We start from the raw sequence: 18,136 nt of genomic DNA on the forward strand, positions 1-18,136 counted from the left end.
TATTTCTGGATGTTCTCTTTTACAATTTCGCAAACACCCGGCGCGCGGCGTCGATGGTGTTATTGATATCGTCTTCACTGTGCGCGACGGACATAAAGCCCGCTTCGAAGGCGGACGGCGCCAGGTAAATTCCTTCATCCAGCATCATGTGGAAGAAACGCTTGAAGCGTTCAACGTCGCATGCCATCACATCCTGATAGCAGGTCACGGTTTCTGCATCGGTGAAGAAAATCCCGAACATCCCGCCCACATGGTTAACCACCAGCGGAATATTTGTTTCTGCGGCGGCTTCCAGCAGACCTTCCGCCAGACGCGTCGTCAGTTCGTTCAGCGTTTCATGAATACCTGGCTGGGCCACTTCGTTCAGACAAGCAAAACCTGCTGCCATCGCAATCGGGTTACCTGAAAGCGTACCCGCCTGATAAACCGGACCGGTTGGCGCCAGCGCGTCCATCACATCACGGCGACCGCCGAATGCGCCAACGGGCATCCCGCCACCGATGATTTTGCCAAGGCAGGTCAGATCCGGAACGACGCCGTAATAATCCTGCGCACCGGCTAGCGCCACGCGGAAACCGGTCATGACTTCATCGATGATCAACAGTGCGCCAAACTCATCACACAGGGCACGCAGGCCCGGCAGGAATTCTGGCAGCGGCGGGATGCAGTTCATGTTGCCTGCGACCGGCTCAACGATAATGCAGGCGATCTCCTGCGGATACTGTTCAAATGCCGCACGAACTGAAGAGAGATCGTTGTAGGTGCAGGTCAGGGTGTGTTTCGCAAAATCGGCTGGAACGCCCGGGGAGTTTGGCTGACCCAGCGTTAACGCGCCGGAACCAGCTTTAACCAGCAGGCAGTCGGCATGACCGTGATAGCAGCCTTCAAATTTGATGATCTTATCGCGACCGGTGAAACCGCGCGCCAGACGGATTGCGCTCATCGTCGCTTCCGTACCGGAGTTCACCATACGCACCATATCCATGGTCGGCACAAGTTCAGTGACCAGCTCCGCCATTTTCACTTCCATCTCGGTCGGTGCGCCGAAGCTTAAACCGCGCTCTGCGGCTTCAATCACCGCATTGCGAATTGCCGGGTGGTTATGGCCCAGTACCATCGGTCCCCAGGAACCGACGTAATCGACATAGGCTTTACCATCGACATCGTACAGATACGCGCCGTCCGCTTTTTCGATAAACAGCGGAGTACCACCCACGCCAGTAAAGGCGCGAACGGGGGAGTTAACGCCGCCAGGGATAAGTTCGCGTGCTGCGCTGTAGAGATTTTCAGACTTACTCATGGATGGGGTCCTGGTTCGTAGAAAAAGTAAATGCCCGCTATTCTAGTTATTCAGAGAAGGTTATGAAAGTTTTACGCATTTGAAACAATGCGATTTGCAGGGGATTTTCGTGAAATGTGCGAGTAGAATGCCGATTCCGTATTTGTATTACCAATTAATGATCATCTGATGAAGACTGACTCTCCCTCTTTTGAAGCACAACAAATTGTGCGTTTACGCCGCAGGGATCAAATCCGTCGACTCCTGGAACGCGACAAAACGCCGCTGGCGATCCTGTTGATGGCCGCCGTTGTCGGTACCGTGACGGGGCTTGTTGGCGTGGCATTTGAGAAAGCGGTGACCTGGGTACAAAATCAGCGCATTGGCGCCCTGGCCCAGGTTGCGGACCATGCCATTCTGCTGTGGCCGCTGGCGTTTATTCTCTCTGCATTGCTGGCGATGGTCGGCTATTTTCTGGTTCGTAAATTTGCGCCGGAAGCGGGAGGCTCGGGGATCCCTGAGATTGAAGGCGCGCTGGAAGAGCTACGACCTGTGCGCTGGTGGCGCGTTCTGCCGGTGAAATTTATTGGCGGCATGGGCACGCTGGGAGCCGGTATGGTGCTCGGGCGAGAAGGGCCGACCGTACAGATAGGCGGGAACATTGGGCGCATGGTGCTGGATATTTTCCGCATGCGCAGCGCCGAAGCGCGACATACCTTGCTGGCCACCGGTGCGGCTGCGGGTTTGTCGGCGGCGTTTAATGCGCCTCTGGCGGGGATCCTGTTCATTATTGAAGAGATGCGCCCGCAGTTTCGCTATAACCTCGTCTCGATCAAAGCCGTGTTTACCGGCGTTATTATGTCGAGCATCGTGTTTCGTGTGTTCAACGGTGAAGCGCCTATTATTGAAGTCGGGAAGCTGTCTAATGCGCCGGTAAATACGCTGTGGCTGTATCTTGTGCTGGGGCTTATTTTTGGCTGTGTCGGGCCGTTGTTCAACACCATGGTGTTGCGTACCCAGGATATGTTCCAGCGCTTCCACGGCGGTGAAATTAAAAAATGGGTGCTGATGGGCGGCGCGATTGGTGGCCTGTGCGGGATCCTGGGATTAATTAAACCGGAAGCGGCAGGCGGCGGGTTTAACCTGATTCCTATCGCCGCGGCGGGTAATTTTAGCGTCGGTTTACTGCTGTTTATATTTATTACCCGGGTGATCACCACGCTGCTGTGCTTCTCGTCCGGCGCGCCCGGTGGGATTTTTGCCCCGATGCTGGCGCTGGGTACGTTACTTGGCACCGCGTTCGGTATGGCCGCGGCGGCCTCTTTTCCACAGTATCATCTGGAGGCCGGAACCTTTGCCATTGCCGGAATGGGGGCTTTGCTGGCGGCTTCGGTACGTGCGCCGCTAACCGGTATTGTACTGGTGCTGGAGATGACTGATAACTATCAGCTCATTTTGCCAATGATTATTACCTGTCTTGGCGCAACACTATTAGCCCAATTTATGGGGGGAAAGCCGCTATACTCGACTATCCTTGCCCGCACGCTGGCAAAACAGGAAGCGGAGCAAGCGGCAAAAAGCCAGAGTACCGCCGCTGGCGAGAATACTTGAACGAAATACCAGGGTATTAGATAATGGCCTTAACCATTGGGTTATAATTTGCCCAATTGCCAATGTCGTTTGGAGCAAAATATGAGTGATGACGTAGCGCTGCCACTGCAATTTACTGAAGCAGCAGCCAATAAAGTAAAAAGCCTGATCGCTGACGAAGATAACCCGAATTTGAAATTACGCGTGTATATCACCGGCGGTGGTTGCAGCGGTTTCCAGTACGGTTTCACCTTTGATGATCAGGTGAACGATGGTGATATGACCATTGAGAAACAAGGTGTGGGTCTGGTGGTTGATCCGATGAGCCTGCAATATCTGGTGGGCGGCGCGGTTGACTATACCGAAGGTCTGGAAGGTTCCCGCTTCGTTGTGACTAACCCCAATGCGAAAAGCACCTGCGGGTGTGGTTCTTCTTTCAGCATCTGATTGCTGCCTGTAATACCGATGGTCTGATGGTGTAGGCCCGGTAAGCGTAGCGCCACCGGGCAATGTGCCGGTTGGCGGCGTAAACGCCTTATCCGGCCTACATGTTCTGCATCATCACATCAGCGCCCGTTATCATCCAGTGCAAACGTCGGCAATTTCAAATGCCAGCGAATGGCGGCAAGCCTAATCAGCAGGGTGACGATCATCCCCATCATACTGGCGTTTTCCAGCGATACATTAAAGGTATAAAACGCTGTCGCATGCACGATCCCGCCGATAATACATGCCGTGGCGTAGATTTCGGTGCGCAGAATCATCGGGACTTCACGAGCTAACACGTCGCGAATGATCCTGCCGCCGACGCCGGTAATCACCCCCATACAGATCGCCACCAGGGGACCCGTCCCGGCGAGAAATGCTTTATTGACGCCAATCCCCACGAACACCGCCAGGCCAACGGCATCCAGCACCGGAAGGATCCACTTCGGTAAACGTCGTGGCTGACGTACCAGCAGGATTGTCAGCATGCTGGTGATCATTGCCACCACCAGATCGGTGGGATCCTTAACCCAAAATACCGGTCCATGATCCAGCGCCATATCGCGGATCGTACCGCCGCCAACGGCGGTAACCACCCCGAGTACCAGGACGCCAAACGGGTCCATTCGCAATTTTCCGGCCAGTAAGACGCCAGAGATAGCAAATACCGCGGTGCCGACAATATCCAGCCAATAGACGAGCATTTTTAAATCCTCACAACAGACCTGGTGGGGGCAGGCGCTAATTTATCTGTGAAAGCGCATTACAGAGTTGTTTTGCGGCGAGGATAATACGCGGGCTCGCGCGTTCGAACCAGTCACTATTAAGTGTAATAATGGGTATTTTTAGCTGGTTTCCCCAGTATTGTTCAATTTTCAGAGTTTCGCCTGGCCCTCCGGTTGCAACAATAGCCTGGGGCGCTCGTGCCAGGACCTGCTCACGGCTAACCTGTGGCCAGGGAACCCGACTGCCGGCAAAGATGTTTTCTCCACCGCATACCTCAAGAACTTCGTGCTGAATGGACCCTTTTCCACTGGTAAACAGAGGATTTGCGCCAAACTGGAGAAACACGCGTTTTTTCGGTTTGTTGGCATACCGAGATTTTAGTAAAGCATAGTCATCAAGCATGGTTTGCGCCGCCTGTTTGGCCTGCTCAGGTTTTGGGCTCCACGCTGCCAGCTGACGGAGCGCATCGGCGACCTGCTCGATGGTAACGGCGTCCACCCAGATGACCTTAATTCCCAGGGCGGTCAGCTGATTCACCTGCCGCTCAGCATTTCCCCCGCGCCAGGCGACGACTAAATCCGGTTTAAGCGCCACAATGCGTTCAAGGTTCATACCTTGCCAGGTGGAAACCTCCTCGATATTTTTGGCCGCTGGCGGGTAGTTTGAGTAGCTACTGACGCCTACGGGTGTAATGCCGGCGGCAAAGGCGAGTTCGGTATTGGCAGGAGAAAGCGTCACAACACGCGGTGCGGCGTACAGGAACGCCGGAAGAGTGAAAAGCAGGGCGACCAGCGCCCTGGAGAGTAATTTAGCCATGCGCCAGTTTCTGTACCAGCGTTTCAACCATCAGGCTTGACTGTTTCGCGGCAACAACCAGGAACTCGTCAAAGCTGAGATGGGACTGCTGATCGGCGACGTCAGAGATGGCGCGAACCACGACAAACGGCACATTGAAGTTATGGCAAACGTGCGCAATCGCGGTCGCTTCCATCTCAACGGCAATGGCCTGCGGGAAGTTATGCTTAATTTTAGCCAGACCCACGGAGCCATTAATGAAGGCATCGCCGCTGACGATAAGTCCGCGAACGGCGTTCAGATTGAGTTGTGCAATGCAGGATTCTGCTGCAGCAATCAGCGCAGGATCGGCTTTAAAACCAGCCGGGCAGCCCGGTAACTGACCAAATTCATAGCCAAAGGCGGTGACGTCGGCATCGTGATAGCGCGCTTCGTCAGAAACCACAATATCGCCGACTTTCAGCGTAGAGGCCAGGCCGCCCGCGGAACCGGTGTTAATGATGGCATCCGGCTTGCAGCGTTCAAGCAGCAGCGTAGCGCCCAGCGCCGCCGCCACTTTACCGATACCTGATTTCAGTAGCGCAACCTCTGTACCGTTCAGTTGGCCGGTGTAAATTTCACAACCGCCGAGAGAGAGGGTCTGACGGTTTTCGATTTTGTCACGCAGCAGCGTAACTTCTTCTTCCATTGCACCAATGATGCCGATTTTCATAGATTTACTCGCGATAAGCCAGATTTGAGGGCATAGTCTATCATGCGCTTAAGGGGTAGCGCATTTCTCAGGCGGGAGAGGATATGGTACAGATCGATTTCCGAAAAAAAATAAACTGGCATCGTCGTTACCGTTCGCCGCAGGGCGTGAAGACGGAGCATGAGATCCTGCGTATTTTCGAAAGCGATCGTGGACGTATTATCAATTCTCCGGCTATTCGCCGACTGCAACAAAAAACCCAGGTCTTTCCGCTGGAACGTAACGCGGCGGTGCGCACGCGCCTGACGCACTCGATGGAAGTTCAGCAAGTTGGGCGCTATATCGCTAAAGAGATCCTCAGCCGACTGAAAGAACTAAAACTGCTGGAGCAGTATGGTCTGGATGAACTGACGGGACCGTTTGAGAGTATTGTCGAAATGTCGTGCCTGATGCATGACATCGGCAATCCGCCGTTTGGTCATTTTGGTGAAGCGGCGATTAATGACTGGTTCCGACAGCGGCTGTATCCCGCCGACGCGGAAAGTCAGCCCCTCAGCGATGACCGCTGCCTGGTGGCGGCGTTACGTTTGCGCGAAGGCGAAGAGTCGCTGAATGATATTCGCCGTAAGGTGCGCCAGGACCTGTGCCATTTTGAAGGTAATGCCCAGGGGATTCGTCTGGTGCATACTTTGATGCGTATGAATCTTACCTGGGCCCAAGTTGGCGGTATTTTAAAATATACCCGTCCGGCGTGGTGGCGCGGAAGTACGCCTACGACGCATGACTATTTAATGAAGAAACCGGGCTATTACCTTTCTGAAGAACCGTATATTGAACGGTTACGTAAAGAATTATCATTAGCGCCCTACAGTCGCTTTCCATTAACCTGGATAATGGAAGCTGCCGATGATATCTCTTATTGCGTGGCCGACCTGGAAGATGCCGTTGAGAAAAGAATCTTTAGCGTCGAACAACTTTATCACCATCTGCATGAGGCGTGGGGGCATCACGAAAAAGGTTCCCTGTTTAGTCAGGTTGTTGAGAATGCCTGGGAGAAATCACGTTCAAATACATTAAGCCGGAGCACGGAAGATCAGTTCTTTATGTATTTACGCGTCAATACGCTGAATAAACTGGTGCCGTATGCAGCCCAGCGGTTTATTGATAATTTACCGCAGGTTTTTGACGGCAGCTTTAATCACGCCCTGTTAGAAGATGCCAGTAGCTTTAGTCAGTTGCTGGGTGTCTATAAAAATGTGGCAGTAAAACACGTATTTAGTCATCCGGACGTTGAGCAGTTGGAATTGCAGGGGTATCGGGTGATCAGCGGGTTGCTGGAGATCTATCAGCCTTTATTAAAAATGTCCCAGTCAGATTTTACTGAGCTGGTCGACAATGAAAGAGTTAAACGTTTTCCTATCGAATCACGATTATTTCAGAAGTTGTCTACTCGCCATCGTCTTGCTTATGTCGAGGCGGTTAGTAAAATATCAACGGGTTGCGCTGAGTTTTCGGTAATGGAATATTATTATCGCTGCCGGCTGATTCAGGATTATATCAGCGGGATGACCGATCTGTATGCCTGGGATGAATATCGTCGCTTGATGGCCGTAGAACAATAAATACTCATTTGTAAAGACGGCCAATAAAATTTTACTTTTTCCTTAAACTCAATTCTGGAACTTAGCGCTATAAAACGACTCTGACGTATACAGCAATTTTGCGTTACCTGTTAATCGAGAACGAAACACATGAAAAAAACCACATTAGCAATGAGTGCACTGGCTCTGAGTTTAGGTTTGGCGTTGTCCCCCCTGTCTGCCACAGCGGCTGAGACGTCGTCTTCAGCAATGACCGCCCAACAGATGCCAAGCCTGGCCCCGATGCTCGAAAAAGTGATGCCATCGGTGGTAAGTATTAACGTCGAGGGGAGCACGACGGTGAATACGCCGCGTATGCCGCGTAATTTCCAGCAGTTCTTCGGTGATAATTCACCATTCTGCCAGGACGGTTCACCGTTCCAGAGTTCACCGTTCTGCCAGGGCGGCGCGCCGGGCGCTGACAACGGCGGCGGCCAGCAGCAGAAATTTATGGCCCTGGGTTCCGGTGTAATTATTGATGCCGCGAAAGGGTATGTCGTGACCAACAACCACGTGGTGGATAACGCCACGGTGATTAAGGTTCAGTTGAGCGATGGCCGTAAATTTGATGCGAAGATTGTGGGTAAAGATCCGCGCTCCGATATCGCGCTGATCCAAATTCAGGATCCGAAAAACCTGACGGCGATTAAGCTGGCAGATTCCGACGCGCTGCGTGTGGGTGATTACACCGTAGCAATTGGTAACCCGTTTGGCCTCGGTGAGACCGTGACCTCCGGTATTGTTTCTGCGCTGGGCCGTAGCGGCCTGAACGCGGAAAACTACGAAAACTTTATTCAGACGGATGCCGCGATCAACCGGGGTAACTCCGGTGGCGCACTGGTTAACCTGAACGGTGAGCTGATCGGCATTAACACCGCGATCCTTGCGCCGGACGGCGGTAACATCGGTATCGGCTTTGCAATCCCGAGCAACATGGTGAAAAACCTGACGTCACAGATGGTTGAGTTTGGTCAGGTTAAACGCGGTGAGCTGGGTATTATGGGTACCGAGCTGAGCTCTGAGCTGGCGAAAGCGATGAAAGTTGATGCTCAGCGTGGCGCATTTGTCAGCCAGGTGATGCCGAACTCTTCCGCAGCGAAAGCAGGTATTAAAGCCGGGGATGTGATTACCTCCCTGAACGGTAAACCGATCAGCAGCTTCGCCGCCCTGCGTGCGCAGGTGGGTACGATGCCGGTAGGCAGCAAAATTAACCTTGGCCTGTTGCGTGACGGTAAGCCGGTCACTGTGAATCTGGAACTGCAGCAGAGCAGCCAGACTCAGGTTGATTCCAGCTCTATCTTCAAAGGCATTGAAGGGGCTGATATGAGCAACAAAGGCCAGGACAAAGGGGTCGTGGTCAGCGAGGTGAAAGCGAATTCTCCGGCTGCACGGATTGGCCTGAAGAAAGGGGATGTGATTATCGGTGCGAACCAGCAGCCGGTGAAAAATATCGCCGAACTGCGCAAAATCCTCGACAGCAAACCGGCTGTACTGGCGCTGAACATTCAGCGTGGTGACAGCTCCATCTATCTGTTGATGCAGTAATCTCACTAAACCCCTTCCTGCACAGGAAGGGGTTTCTTTTTGTGATACTTCCCACAACTCCATACTTCTCCCTCTCGCTTTGTGCAGTTGCACAATGCCGCCGCTTATTATCTTCCCTATGCTTGAGCTCTGCTCACAGGAGGGGTTTATGGCTGGCTGGCATCTTGATACCAAAATGGCGCAGGATATCGTAGCGCGAACCATGCGCATCATTGATACCAATATCAACGTAATGGATGCCCGCGGGCGGATCATTGGCAGCGGCGATCGCGAACGAATTGGTGAATTGCACGAAGGCGCGCTGCTGGTGCTTTCGCAAGGTCGGGTGGTCGATATTGACGATGCGGTAGCCCGGCATTTACACGGCGTGCGTCAGGGGATAAACCTGCCGCTGCGTCTGGAAGGCGAAATCGTTGGCGTTATCGGTCTTACTGGCGAGCCGGAACATCTGCGCAAGTATGGCGAACTGGTGTGCATGACCGCCGAAATGATGCTGGAACAGTCGCGTCTGATGCATCTGTTAGCGCAGGATAGCCGTCTGCGTGAAGAGCTGGCGATGAACCTGATTCAGGCTGAAGAGAATACCCCGGCGCTGATGGAATGGGCACAGCGATTGGGCATTGATTTGAACCAGCCGCGCGTGGTGGCGGTAGTGGAGGTCGACAGCGGTCAGCTTGGCGTTGATAGTGCGATGGCGGAGCTACAGCAATTGCAGAACGCGTTAACTACACCCGAACGTAATAATCTGATTGCGATTGTTTCTCTGACCGAGATGGTGGTGCTGAAACCAGCGCTCAATCAGTTTGGCCGCTGGGACGCTGAAGATCATCGCAAGCGCGTTGAGCAACTGATTGCCCGCATGAAAGAGAATGGACAACTGCGTTTTCGCGTGTCGCTGGGCAACTATTTTACCGGGCCCGGCAGCATTGCCCGTTCGTATCGTACGGCGCGCACCACCATGATGGTCGGCAAGCAGCGGATGCCGGAAAGCCGGAGCTATTTCTATCAGGACTTGATGCTGCCGGTGCTGCTGGACAGCCTGCGCGGCGGCTGGCAGGCCAATGAGCTGGCGCGCCCGCTGGTAAGGCTGAAAGCGATGGATAACAACGGTTTGCTGCGTCGAACATTATCGGCATGGTTTCGACATAACGTTCAGCCGCTGGCGACCTCAAAAGCATTGTTTATTCACCGCAATACGCTGGAGTATCGCCTGAACCGTATTTCAGAGCTGACCGGGCTGGATCTGGGGAATTTTGACGATCGACTGCTGCTGTATGTGGCGTTGCAGCTGGATGAGCAGCATTGATTAATTGCCTGATAAGCGTAGCGCTATCAGGCAACAATCAACTTATTTGCGCGTTAGCTTTTCCAGATCGGCTTCAATCTCGCTGATCTTGTTGGTCACGACGCTTTCCAGATGACGTAAATCATCGAGGATCTTGCGTTTAAGATCGACTTCGCTGCGATCTCGCTGGCAGATCTGATCCAGTTCGTCGATCACGTAGCGCAGGTTGGGACTGATCTCCTGCACTTCTTTGTAACCCTGGCCGACGCCATCGGCGACAACCGTTTTACGCTGACGGGGATATTTGAACTTCACGCTCTTGGCAAAAAACTCGCCTTTATCCTTCTGGAAATAGATTTTCAGGATATCGTTGTTGGCTTCTTGCCGCAGACTGTAACGATCGATCTCTTCAGGATTAGTAATGCCCAGACTTTTCAGATTGTCATACATAGCGGTACCCTTAAGCTCACTATAACCATTGAATAATTAACGAAAAGCCTTGTTTATGCCACTCGCAGATGTAAAAAAAGCGGGCTAAGCCCGCTTTTTCAAATCGCTGTTAGTCGATGGTGCGTAACAGTTCGTTGATTCCCACTTTGCCACGCGTTTTGGCATCGACTTTCTTCACAATCACCGCACAGTACAGGCTGTATTTGCCATCTTTCGACGGCAGGTTGCCGGAGACGACCACGGAGCCCGCTGGAACGCGGCCGTAATGCACTTCGCCGGTTTCGCGATCGTAAATACGGGTGCTCTGGCCGATATACACACCCATAGAGATGACGGAGCCTTCTTCGACGATCACGCCTTCAACCACTTCAGAGCGCGCGCCGATGAAGCAGTTGTCTTCGATGATGGTCGGGTTAGCCTGCAACGGCTCCAGTACGCCACCAATACCAACGCCACCGGACAGGTGTACATTCTTACCGATTTGCGCACAGGAACCCACGGTCGCCCAGGTATCAACCATCGTACCTTCATCAACATAAGCGCCGATGTTAACGTAAGACGGCATCAGCACGGTGTTACGGGCGATAAACGCGCCCTGACGCACTGCCGCAGGCGGAACCACGCGGAAACCTTCTTTCTGGAAGCGCGCTTCGTCGTAGTCGGCGAATTTCATCGGCACTTTATCGAAGTAACGGCTTTCCGCACCCTCGATAACCTGATTATCGTTAATACGGAAAGAGAGCAGGACCGCCTTTTTCAGCCACTGATGCGTGACCCACTGACCCTCAATCTTTTCTGCGACGCGCAGTGCACCGGAATCCAGTAAAGAAATAACCTGATTCACCGCTTCGCGGGTTACGGTATCTACATTTGCCGGAGTAATGTCGGCACGGCGCTCGAAAGCGGACTCAATAACGTTCTGTAACTGCTGCATTGTTAAACTCTTTCCATAATAAATAAAAACATTACCCTTTATCGTTTGGATTGAGGGCCTCTGTCAACCGTTGATGCACTTCCTGCTGCAGCTCATTATTAAGGGCGCGCCGGTCGGCGGTGGCGATTATGAATAAATCTTCTACTCGCTCGCCAATAGTTGTAATTCGGGCGCCATGCAGCGAAATTCCCAGATCGGCAAAAATCTGCCCGACCCGCGCCAGCAGTCCTGGCTGGTCGAGAGCGATAAGCTCAAGAAATGATTTTCGGTCGGTATGGGTCGGCAGAAAAGTGACCTCGGTATCGACGGTAAAGTGACGTAATTTTGCCGGCTGGCGACGCGGTTGCGGCGGCTGCCAGCTACGCTGGGTGATCGCCTGTTCAAGCCCAAAACGGATCGCTTCGTGTCGGTCTGACGACAGCGGGCTACCGTCTGGTTCCAGCACAATGAACGTATCCATCGCCATCCCATCGCGGGTGGTGAAAATCTGCGCATCGTGGACGCTAAGGTTGCGCCTGTCCAGTTCGGCGCAGACGGCAGCAAACAGATAAGGGCGGTCAGGGCTCCAGATGAAAATTTCCGTCCCGCCTCGCGTGGCCTGCGGGCTGAGCAGGATCAGAGGCTTGCTGAGATCGTGTTGCAGCAGATGACGTGCATGCCAGGCCAGCTGATTTGGGCTGTGACGTACGAAATAGTTGGCGCGACAGCGCGACCAGATATGGTGCAGCGCTTCTTCATCAATGTTGTCCATGCGCAGTAGCGCCAGCGCCTGAAGCTGATGATGACGTACGCGCTCACGCATATCCGGCGTGTTTTGCATCCCACGGCGTAACTGTTTTTCCGTCGCGAAGTACAGCTCGCGCAGCAGGCTTTGCTTCCAGCTATTCCACAGCGTTTCGTTGGTGGCGCAAATATCTGCGACGGTCAGGCACACCAAAAAGCGCAGACGATGTTCCGTTTGCACCTCTTCGGCGAATTGCTTAATGACTTCGGGATCCTGAATATCGCGGCGCTGAGCGGTAACCGACATCAGCAAATGCTGGCGCACCAGCCACACGATCAGTTGCGTTTCGCGGGAGTTCAGACCGTGCAGTTCGGCGAATTTGAGCACATCCTGGGCGCCGAGAACCGAGTGATCGCCGCCGCGACCTTTGGCGATATCGTGGAACAGCGCGGCAATCAGAATCAGCTCCGGCTGTCGCAGACGCGGCCACAGATCCACGCACAGCGGATGGCGCTGACGGGTCTCTTCGTTAGCAAAACTTTCCAGCTTGAGCATTACGCGAATGGTGTGTTCATCCACCGTATATGCATGAAACAGGTCAAACTGCATTTGGCCGACAATATGCGACCATTGCGGCATATAGGCCCACAACACGCTGTGGCGATGCATAGGCAGCAGGCCGCGACTCACCGCGCCCGGATGGCGCAACATACTGAGAAACAGCGAACGCGCTTCCGGGATGTAGCACAGCGGCTGCGTTAAATGACGGCGGGCATGACGTAAATGGCGCAGCGTAGTGGAGTAAATTCCGCTGATCGCGCTATTACGCACCATGATGTAAAACATCCGCAATATTGCTTCGGGTTTGCGAATAAACAGGTCGTCGTCGCGCAGATCAATCAACGTGCCGCGCAGTTGAAAGTCGTCATCAATCGGACGTGGTTTTTCATCGGCGGGCAGGGCGAGGATCGCCTCGTCGAACAGTTGCAACAGCATGTGGTTCAGTTCGCTGACCCGTCGTGTGACGCGGAAATAGTCTTTCATCATCCGCTCGATAGGCTCATTGCCTTCACCGCCGTAGTTCAGGCGTTGCGCCACGCTGAGCTGACGATCAAACAGCAGACGGTTGTCGTAACGACTAACGACCAGATGCAGGGCAAAGCGAATGCGCCACAGGATATGCAAACATTCATTCAGCTCGGCACGTTCTGCCTGCGTCAAAAAGCCGAAACCGACCATTTCATCCAGTGAGGTGGCGCCAAAATGGCGGCGGGCCACCCATTGCAGGGTATGAATATCGCGCAGGCCGCCGGGGCTACTTTTGATATCCGGCTCCAGGTTGTAGCTGGTGCCGTGATAGCGCTGGTGGCGCTGATTCTGCTCTTCAACTTTGGCTGCGTAAAACTTATCGGATGGCCAGAAACCTTCGCTAAAAATATGCTTTTGTAGCTCAAGAAACAGCGCCACATCACCAATCAGCAGGCGTGTTTCAATCAGGTTGGTGGCGACGGTTAAATCTGACAATCCTTCCAGCAGACACTCTTCCAGCGTGCGCACGCTGTGCCCAACCTCGAGCCTCACGTCCCATAGCAGCGTTAACAGTTCGCCAACTTTTTCGGCCTGCGCGTCTGGTAGCTTTTTACGACTCAGGATCAGCAGGTCAATATCGGAAAGCGGATGCAGTTCGCCGCGCCCGTAACCGCCAACGGCAACCAGCGCCAGGTCGGCAATTTGACCGAAACCGGCTTCAATCCACAGACGTTGCAGTAACTGGTCAATAAACTCGGTGCGGGCTTCAATCAGCTGTTCTGCGGAAATCCCGCTGTCAAACGCGTCACCTAACCAGTGTTGGAAAGTGTCGATATGCGCTTTAATGCCGGGGCAGTTGAGATCGTGCTGCGGCCAGGTTCCGGGGTTCTGCGGTTGGCCTGGCAGGGTGGGGAGGGCAGTATTTGCGTGTTGTTCAGGAAGAGTATTCATTATGCGCCACCCATTAAAAAAGCCGGATGACGGCGTGAACGCCTTACCCGGCCTACGAAGTAGTACAATTTGTAGGCCTGATAAGATGCGGGTGCATCGCCATCAGGCAAAACATTATTCGTCGTGTGTGATGATCGCCGGGATGGTGTCATCCTTGCGTAATGTCAGAATTTCACAGCCTTTTTCCGTCACCACAATAGTATGCTCGTACTGAGCAGACAAGCTCCGATCTTTAGTTTTCACCGTCCATCCGTCTTTCATGGTGCGGATGCGGTAATCACCGGCATTCAGCATGGGCTCTACGGTGAAGGTCATGCCCGGCTGCAGTACCACACCGCCGTCGTCTGCATCGTAGTGCAGAACCTGCGGCTCTTCATGGAAGCCGCGACCGATGCCGTGACCGCAATATTCACGGACCACAGAGAAGCCTTCGCCTTCCGCGTATTTTTGAATCGCAGCGCCCAGCGTGCGCAGGCGAATACCCGGTTTTACCATCCGCAGCGCCAGATACAGGCTTTCCTGCGTGACGCGGCACAAACGCTCGCCCAGAATGGTTGGTTTGCCGACGATGAACATTTTCGAGGTATCACCGTGGAACTCGTCTTTAATCACGGTTACGTCGATGTTGACGATATCGCCGTCTTTCAGGAGCTTGGCGTCGTCCGGGATCCCATGGCACACCACTTCATTAATAGAGATGCACACGGACTTCGGATAACCGTGATAGCCCAGGCAGGCGGAAATGGCCTGCTGCTCATTCACGATGTAGTCATTACAGATGCGATCCAGTTCGCCGGTGCTGACGCCTGGCTTAACAAACGGTTCGATCATTTCCAGTACATCGGCGGCCAGACGGCCAGCGACGCGCATTTTTTCGATTTCTTCAGGGGTCTTGATTGAGATAGCCATGAATTCTGTCCATCAGTGCCGATGATATCGGCAATAATTGTTTAAGTGGTGCTAATGGTATCAGTCCGGCATACATGCTGCCAAATTGAGAATCATTCTGAACTTCGCCTTTCGTGCCACAGGTGTGTTGGCTGTATTTGCTCATTCCAGCCGCTTACAGCATGTAGGCTCCCGGAGATGCAAAAATTGGCTGCCTCCCTGTAACACGAAATTCATCGTTCATTCAGCACGCACCGCCAACAATTATTGGTGTCGGTAGCGTATTTGTGGTATAAAGCGCGCCGGACTTCCGATCCATTTGAAGACTACACACGATGGACGGGAGCGACAAATCTCACTTTGTGTAACAACACACACGTATCGGCACATATTCCGGGGTGCCCTTTGGGGTCGGTAATATGGGATGCGTGGAGGCTTAACCCCAACTTTTATATATAGAGGTTTTAATCATGGCAACTGTTTCCATGCGCGACATGCTCAAGGCTGGTGTTCACTTCGGTCACCAGACCCGTTACTGGAACCCGAAAATGAAGCCGTTCATCTTCGGTGCGCGTAACAAAGTTCACATCATCAACCTTGAGAAAACTGTACCGATGTTCAACGAAGCTCTGGCTGAACTGAACAAGATCTCTGCTCGTAAAGGTAAAATCCTTTTCGTTGGTACTAAACGCGCTGCAAGCGAAGCGGTGAAAGAAGCTGCTAACAACTGCGACCAGTTCTTCGTGAACCATCGCTGGTTGGGCGGCATGCTGACTAACTGGAAAACCGTTCGTCAGTCCATCAAACGTCTGAAAGATCTGGAAACTCAGTCTCAGGACGGTACTTTCGAAAAGCTGACCAAGAAAGAAGCGCTGATGCGTACTCGTGAGCTTGAGAAACTGGAAAACAGCCTGGGCGGTATCAAAGACATGGGCGGTCTGCCGGACGCTCTGTTCGTAATCGATGCTGACCACGAGCACATTGCTATCAAAGAAGCAAACAACCTGGGTATCCCAGTATTTGCTATCGTTGATACCAACTCTGATCCGGACGGTGTTGACTTCGTTATCCCGGGTAACGACGACGCAATCCGTGCTGTGACCCTGTACCTGGGCGCTGTAGCTACTACCGTTCGTGAAGGCCGTTCTCAGGATCTGGCTTCCCAGGCGGAAGAAAGCTTCGTAGAAGCTGAATAATAAGGCACGCTCGTTCGAGCCCCCTTATAAACCAGGTAGTATCACGTTTGGTTAGGGGCCCTTTAGGCCCCTTTTTCACTTTTAAATCTGTGCGGTTTCATGCCGGGCAGATCAAATCTTCCGAGGATTTTAGAATGGCTGAAATTACCGCATCCCTGGTAAAAGAGCTGCGTGAGCGTACTGGCGCAGGCATGATGGATTGCAAAAAAGCACTGACTGAAGCTAATGGCGACATCGAGCTGGCAATCGAAAACATGCGTAAGTCCGGCGCAATCAAAGCGGCGAAAAAAGCAGGCAACGTTGCTGCTGACGGCGTAATCAAAACCAAAATCGACGGCAACATCGCTTTCATTCTGGAAGTTAACTGCCAGACTGACTTCGTTGCTAAAGATGCTGGTTTCCAGGCATTTGCTGACAAAGTACTGGACGCTGCCGTTGCTGGCAAAATCACTGACGTTGAAGTTCTGAAAGCGCAGTTCGAAGAAGAACGTGTTGCTCTGGTTGCTAAAATCGGTGAGAACATCAACATCCGTCGCGTTGCTTCCCTGGAAGGCGAAGTTCTGGGTAACTACCAGCACGGTGCTCGTATCGGTGTTCTGGTTGCTGCAACTGGCGCTGACGAAGAGCTGGTTAAACAGCTGGCAATGCACGTTGCTGCAAGCAAGCCAGAATTCGTTAAGCCGGAAGACGTTTCTGCTGAAGTGGTAGAGAAAGAATACCAGGTTCAGCTGGACATCGCGATGCAGTCTGGTAAGCCGAAAGAAATCGCAGAGAAAATGGTTGAAGGCCGTATGAAGAAATTCACCGGCGAAGTTTCTCTGACTGGTCAGCCTTTCGTTATGGATCCGAGCAAATCTGTTGGTCAGCTGCTGAAAGAGCACAACGCTGATGTAACAGGCTTCATCCGCTTTGAAGTGGGTGAAGGTATCGAGAAAGTTGAGACTGACTTTGCAGCAGAAGTTGCTGCGATGTCCAAGCAGTCTTAATTTTTAAAGGAGCCGCCTGAGGGCGGCTTCTTTTTGTGTCTGGCTTGTAAATTCAGCGAACCGCTATAGTGGTCATGCTGAAAAGCGACATACAATGTCGCCGGAATTAATTCATCTCATTCGTTGACAGTCTCAGGAAAGAAACATGGCTACCAATGCAAAACCCGTCTACAAACGTATTCTGCTTAAGTTAAGTGGCGAAGCTCTGCAAGGTTCAGAAGGCTTCGGTATTGATGCAAGCATCCTTGACCGTATGGCTCAGGAAATCAAAGAGCTGGTTGAGCTGGGTATCCAGGTTGGCGTAGTGATTGGTGGTGGTAACCTGTTCCGTGGCGCTGGTCTGGCGAAAGCAGGGATGAACCGCGTTGTGGGCGACCACATGGGCATGTTAGCCACCGTCATGAACGGTCTGGCGATGCGCGATGCGCTTCACCGCGCCTATGTGAACGCTCGCTTGATGTCCGCAATTCCTCTGAATGGCGTGTGTGATAACTACAGCTGGGCGGAAGCAATCAGCCTGCTGCGTAACAACCGCGTTGTTATTTTGTCTGCGGGTACTGGCAATCCGTTCTTCACTACCGACTCTGCGGCTTGCCTGCGTGGTATTGAAATTGAAGCGGATGTGGTACTGAAAGCCACCAAAGTCGATGGCGTATTTACGGCTGACCCGGCTAAAGATCCAACGGCGACTATGTACGAACAGTTGACCTATGCTGAAGTTCTGGATAAAGAGCTGAAAGTGATGGATCTTGCGGCGTTTACGCTGGCTCGTGACCACAAATTACCGATTCGTGTCTTTAACATGAACAAACCGGGTGCGCTGCGCCGTGTTGTTATGGGTGAAAAAGAAGGCACGTTAATCACGGAATAATTCCCGTTGCGGCTAAATGCAGGTAATATTCCGCTTTAATGTCGCGGGATACGTCCCTCAAAATTAATCA

General features: G+C 52.8%; 16 protein-coding genes and 1 pseudogene. 9 read left to right on the forward strand and 8 right to left on the reverse strand.

Going from position 1 to position 18,136, the window contains the following annotated elements; translation table 11 throughout:
• Positions 1-19 precede the first annotated feature (19 nt).
• A complete protein-coding gene (hemL, locus tag GPJ68_RS04650; RefSeq protein WP_016151749.1) occupies positions 20-1,300 on the reverse strand; it encodes a glutamate-1-semialdehyde 2,1-aminomutase in 1,281 nt (426 codons plus the stop codon).
• Positions 1,301-1,468: 168 nt separating this feature from the next.
• On the opposite strand from hemL, the gene clcA reads away from it, so the two are divergent.
• The 3 genes and pseudogenes from clcA to erpA all read left to right on the forward strand — a co-directional run bounded on the left by clcA (position 1,469) and on the right by erpA (position 3,316).
• Positions 1,469-2,890 (forward strand): H(+)/Cl(-) exchange transporter ClcA, encoded by a 1,422-nt coding sequence (gene clcA, locus GPJ68_RS04655; protein WP_019078400.1) that lies wholly within the window; start codon positions 1,469-1,471, stop codon positions 2,888-2,890.
• A gap of 23 nt (positions 2,891-2,913) precedes the next feature.
• Positions 2,914-2,979, forward strand: a pseudogene (gene yadW, locus GPJ68_RS24955) (small protein YadW).
• Positions 2,972-3,316 (forward strand): iron-sulfur cluster insertion protein ErpA, encoded by a 345-nt coding sequence (gene erpA, locus GPJ68_RS04660; RefSeq protein ID WP_003018581.1) that lies wholly within the window; start codon positions 2,972-2,974, stop codon positions 3,314-3,316. Before yadW ends, erpA begins: the two are co-directional and overlap by 8 nt.
• Positions 3,317-3,435: 119 nt before the next feature.
• Here erpA and GPJ68_RS04665 read toward each other — a convergent pair whose 3' ends face one another.
• The 3 genes from GPJ68_RS04665 to mtnN are packed head-to-tail and all read right to left on the reverse strand — an operon-like array spanning position 3,436 to position 5,588.
• Positions 3,436-4,059: a TRIC cation channel family protein gene (locus GPJ68_RS04665; RefSeq protein ID WP_180837150.1), complete on the reverse strand. Its 624-nt coding sequence runs from the start codon at positions 4,057-4,059 to the stop codon at positions 3,436-3,438.
• A gap of 37 nt (positions 4,060-4,096) precedes the next feature.
• Positions 4,097-4,897, reverse strand: coding sequence for a vitamin B12 ABC transporter substrate-binding protein BtuF (btuF, locus tag GPJ68_RS04670; RefSeq protein WP_016155723.1), 801 nt, complete (start codon positions 4,895-4,897; stop codon positions 4,097-4,099).
• A complete protein-coding gene (gene mtnN / locus GPJ68_RS04675; RefSeq protein ID WP_016151752.1) occupies positions 4,890-5,588 on the reverse strand; it encodes a 5'-methylthioadenosine/S-adenosylhomocysteine nucleosidase in 699 nt (232 codons plus the stop codon). Before mtnN ends, btuF begins: the two co-directional genes overlap by 8 nt.
• An 83-nt stretch (positions 5,589-5,671) precedes the next feature.
• On the opposite strand from mtnN, the gene dgt reads away from it, so the two are divergent.
• The 3 genes from dgt (at position 5,672) to cdaR (ending at position 10,058) form a co-directional block, all read left to right on the forward strand.
• Complete coding sequence (dgt, locus tag GPJ68_RS04680; protein WP_016155724.1) at positions 5,672-7,189, forward strand: dGTPase; 1,518 nt, start codon at positions 5,672-5,674, stop codon at positions 7,187-7,189.
• Positions 7,190-7,318: 129 nt separating this feature from the next.
• Positions 7,319-8,752 (forward strand): serine endoprotease DegP, encoded by a 1,434-nt coding sequence (gene degP / locus GPJ68_RS04685; protein ID WP_016151754.1) that lies wholly within the window; start codon positions 7,319-7,321, stop codon positions 8,750-8,752.
• A 148-nt stretch (positions 8,753-8,900) separates the two neighbouring features.
• The gene (gene cdaR / locus GPJ68_RS04690; RefSeq protein WP_180837152.1) at positions 8,901-10,058 is read left to right on the forward strand and encodes a DNA-binding transcriptional regulator CdaR; all 1,158 of its coding nucleotides are present in this window, start codon (positions 8,901-8,903) and stop codon (positions 10,056-10,058) included.
• A 42-nt stretch (positions 10,059-10,100) separates the two neighbouring features.
• Here cdaR and GPJ68_RS04695 read toward each other — a convergent pair whose 3' ends face one another.
• From GPJ68_RS04695 to map, 4 genes are all read right to left on the reverse strand, one after another.
• On the reverse strand, positions 10,101-10,487 hold the full coding sequence (locus tag GPJ68_RS04695) for a DUF3461 family protein (protein WP_003018562.1): 387 nt from the start codon (positions 10,485-10,487) through the stop codon (positions 10,101-10,103).
• Between the two features lie 109 nt (positions 10,488-10,596).
• A complete protein-coding gene (gene dapD, locus GPJ68_RS04700; protein WP_104651518.1) occupies positions 10,597-11,421 on the reverse strand; it encodes a 2,3,4,5-tetrahydropyridine-2,6-dicarboxylate N-succinyltransferase in 825 nt (274 codons plus the stop codon).
• A 31-nt stretch (positions 11,422-11,452) separates the two neighbouring features.
• Complete coding sequence (gene glnD, locus GPJ68_RS04705) at positions 11,453-14,125, reverse strand: bifunctional uridylyltransferase/uridylyl-removing protein GlnD (RefSeq protein WP_016151756.1); 2,673 nt, start codon at positions 14,123-14,125, stop codon at positions 11,453-11,455.
• Positions 14,126-14,239: 114 nt separating this feature from the next.
• Entirely contained in the window at positions 14,240-15,034 is a 795-nt protein-coding gene (gene map, locus GPJ68_RS04710; RefSeq protein ID WP_016151757.1) for a type I methionyl aminopeptidase, read from the reverse strand.
• A gap of 449 nt (positions 15,035-15,483) precedes the next feature.
• Between map and rpsB the strand changes: the two genes are divergently transcribed.
• The 3 genes from rpsB to pyrH all read left to right on the forward strand — a co-directional run bounded on the left by rpsB (position 15,484) and on the right by pyrH (position 18,066).
• Complete coding sequence (rpsB, locus tag GPJ68_RS04715) at positions 15,484-16,209, forward strand: 30S ribosomal protein S2 (RefSeq protein WP_016151758.1); 726 nt, start codon at positions 15,484-15,486, stop codon at positions 16,207-16,209.
• Positions 16,210-16,343: 134 nt separating this feature from the next.
• Complete coding sequence (gene tsf / locus GPJ68_RS04720) at positions 16,344-17,195, forward strand: translation elongation factor Ts (protein ID WP_016151759.1); 852 nt, start codon at positions 16,344-16,346, stop codon at positions 17,193-17,195.
• 145 nt (positions 17,196-17,340) lie between these two features.
• The gene (pyrH, locus tag GPJ68_RS04725; RefSeq protein ID WP_005132114.1) at positions 17,341-18,066 is read left to right on the forward strand and encodes a UMP kinase; all 726 of its coding nucleotides are present in this window, start codon (positions 17,341-17,343) and stop codon (positions 18,064-18,066) included.
• Positions 18,067-18,136: the final 70 nt, after the last annotated feature.

It is taken from the genome of Citrobacter sp. 172116965, from assembly GCF_013458095.1.
GTDB classification, from domain to species: Bacteria; Pseudomonadota; Gammaproteobacteria; order Enterobacterales; family Enterobacteriaceae; genus Citrobacter; species Citrobacter braakii.

What these genes read in the sequence shown, in the direction of transcription:
- hemL (WP_016151749.1), bottom strand. Translation starts at nt 1,300, where the DNA reads ATGAGTAAGTCTGAAAATCTCTACAGCGCAGCACGCGAACTTATCCCT.
- clcA (WP_019078400.1), top strand. Translation starts at nt 1,469, where the DNA reads ATGAAGACTGACTCTCCCTCTTTTGAAGCACAACAAATTGTGCGTTTA.
- erpA (WP_003018581.1), top strand. Translation starts at nt 2,972, where the DNA reads ATGAGTGATGACGTAGCGCTGCCACTGCAATTTACTGAAGCAGCAGCC.
- GPJ68_RS04665 (WP_180837150.1), bottom strand. Translation starts at nt 4,059, where the DNA reads ATGCTCGTCTATTGGCTGGATATTGTCGGCACCGCGGTATTTGCTATC.
- btuF (WP_016155723.1), bottom strand. Translation starts at nt 4,897, where the DNA reads ATGGCTAAATTACTCTCCAGGGCGCTGGTCGCCCTGCTTTTCACTCTT.
- mtnN (WP_016151752.1), bottom strand. Translation starts at nt 5,588, where the DNA reads ATGAAAATCGGCATCATTGGTGCAATGGAAGAAGAAGTTACGCTGCTG.
- dgt (WP_016155724.1), top strand. Translation starts at nt 5,672, where the DNA reads ATGGTACAGATCGATTTCCGAAAAAAAATAAACTGGCATCGTCGTTAC.
- degP (WP_016151754.1), top strand. Translation starts at nt 7,319, where the DNA reads ATGAAAAAAACCACATTAGCAATGAGTGCACTGGCTCTGAGTTTAGGT.
- cdaR (WP_180837152.1), top strand. Translation starts at nt 8,901, where the DNA reads ATGGCTGGCTGGCATCTTGATACCAAAATGGCGCAGGATATCGTAGCG.
- GPJ68_RS04695 (WP_003018562.1), bottom strand. Translation starts at nt 10,487, where the DNA reads ATGTATGACAATCTGAAAAGTCTGGGCATTACTAATCCTGAAGAGATC.
- dapD (WP_104651518.1), bottom strand. Translation starts at nt 11,421, where the DNA reads ATGCAGCAGTTACAGAACGTTATTGAGTCCGCTTTCGAGCGCCGTGCC.
- glnD (WP_016151756.1), bottom strand. Translation starts at nt 14,125, where the DNA reads ATGAATACTCTTCCTGAACAACACGCAAATACTGCCCTCCCCACCCTG.
- map (WP_016151757.1), bottom strand. Translation starts at nt 15,034, where the DNA reads ATGGCTATCTCAATCAAGACCCCTGAAGAAATCGAAAAAATGCGCGTC.
- rpsB (WP_016151758.1), top strand. Translation starts at nt 15,484, where the DNA reads ATGGCAACTGTTTCCATGCGCGACATGCTCAAGGCTGGTGTTCACTTC.
- tsf (WP_016151759.1), top strand. Translation starts at nt 16,344, where the DNA reads ATGGCTGAAATTACCGCATCCCTGGTAAAAGAGCTGCGTGAGCGTACT.
- pyrH (WP_005132114.1), top strand. Translation starts at nt 17,341, where the DNA reads ATGGCTACCAATGCAAAACCCGTCTACAAACGTATTCTGCTTAAGTTA.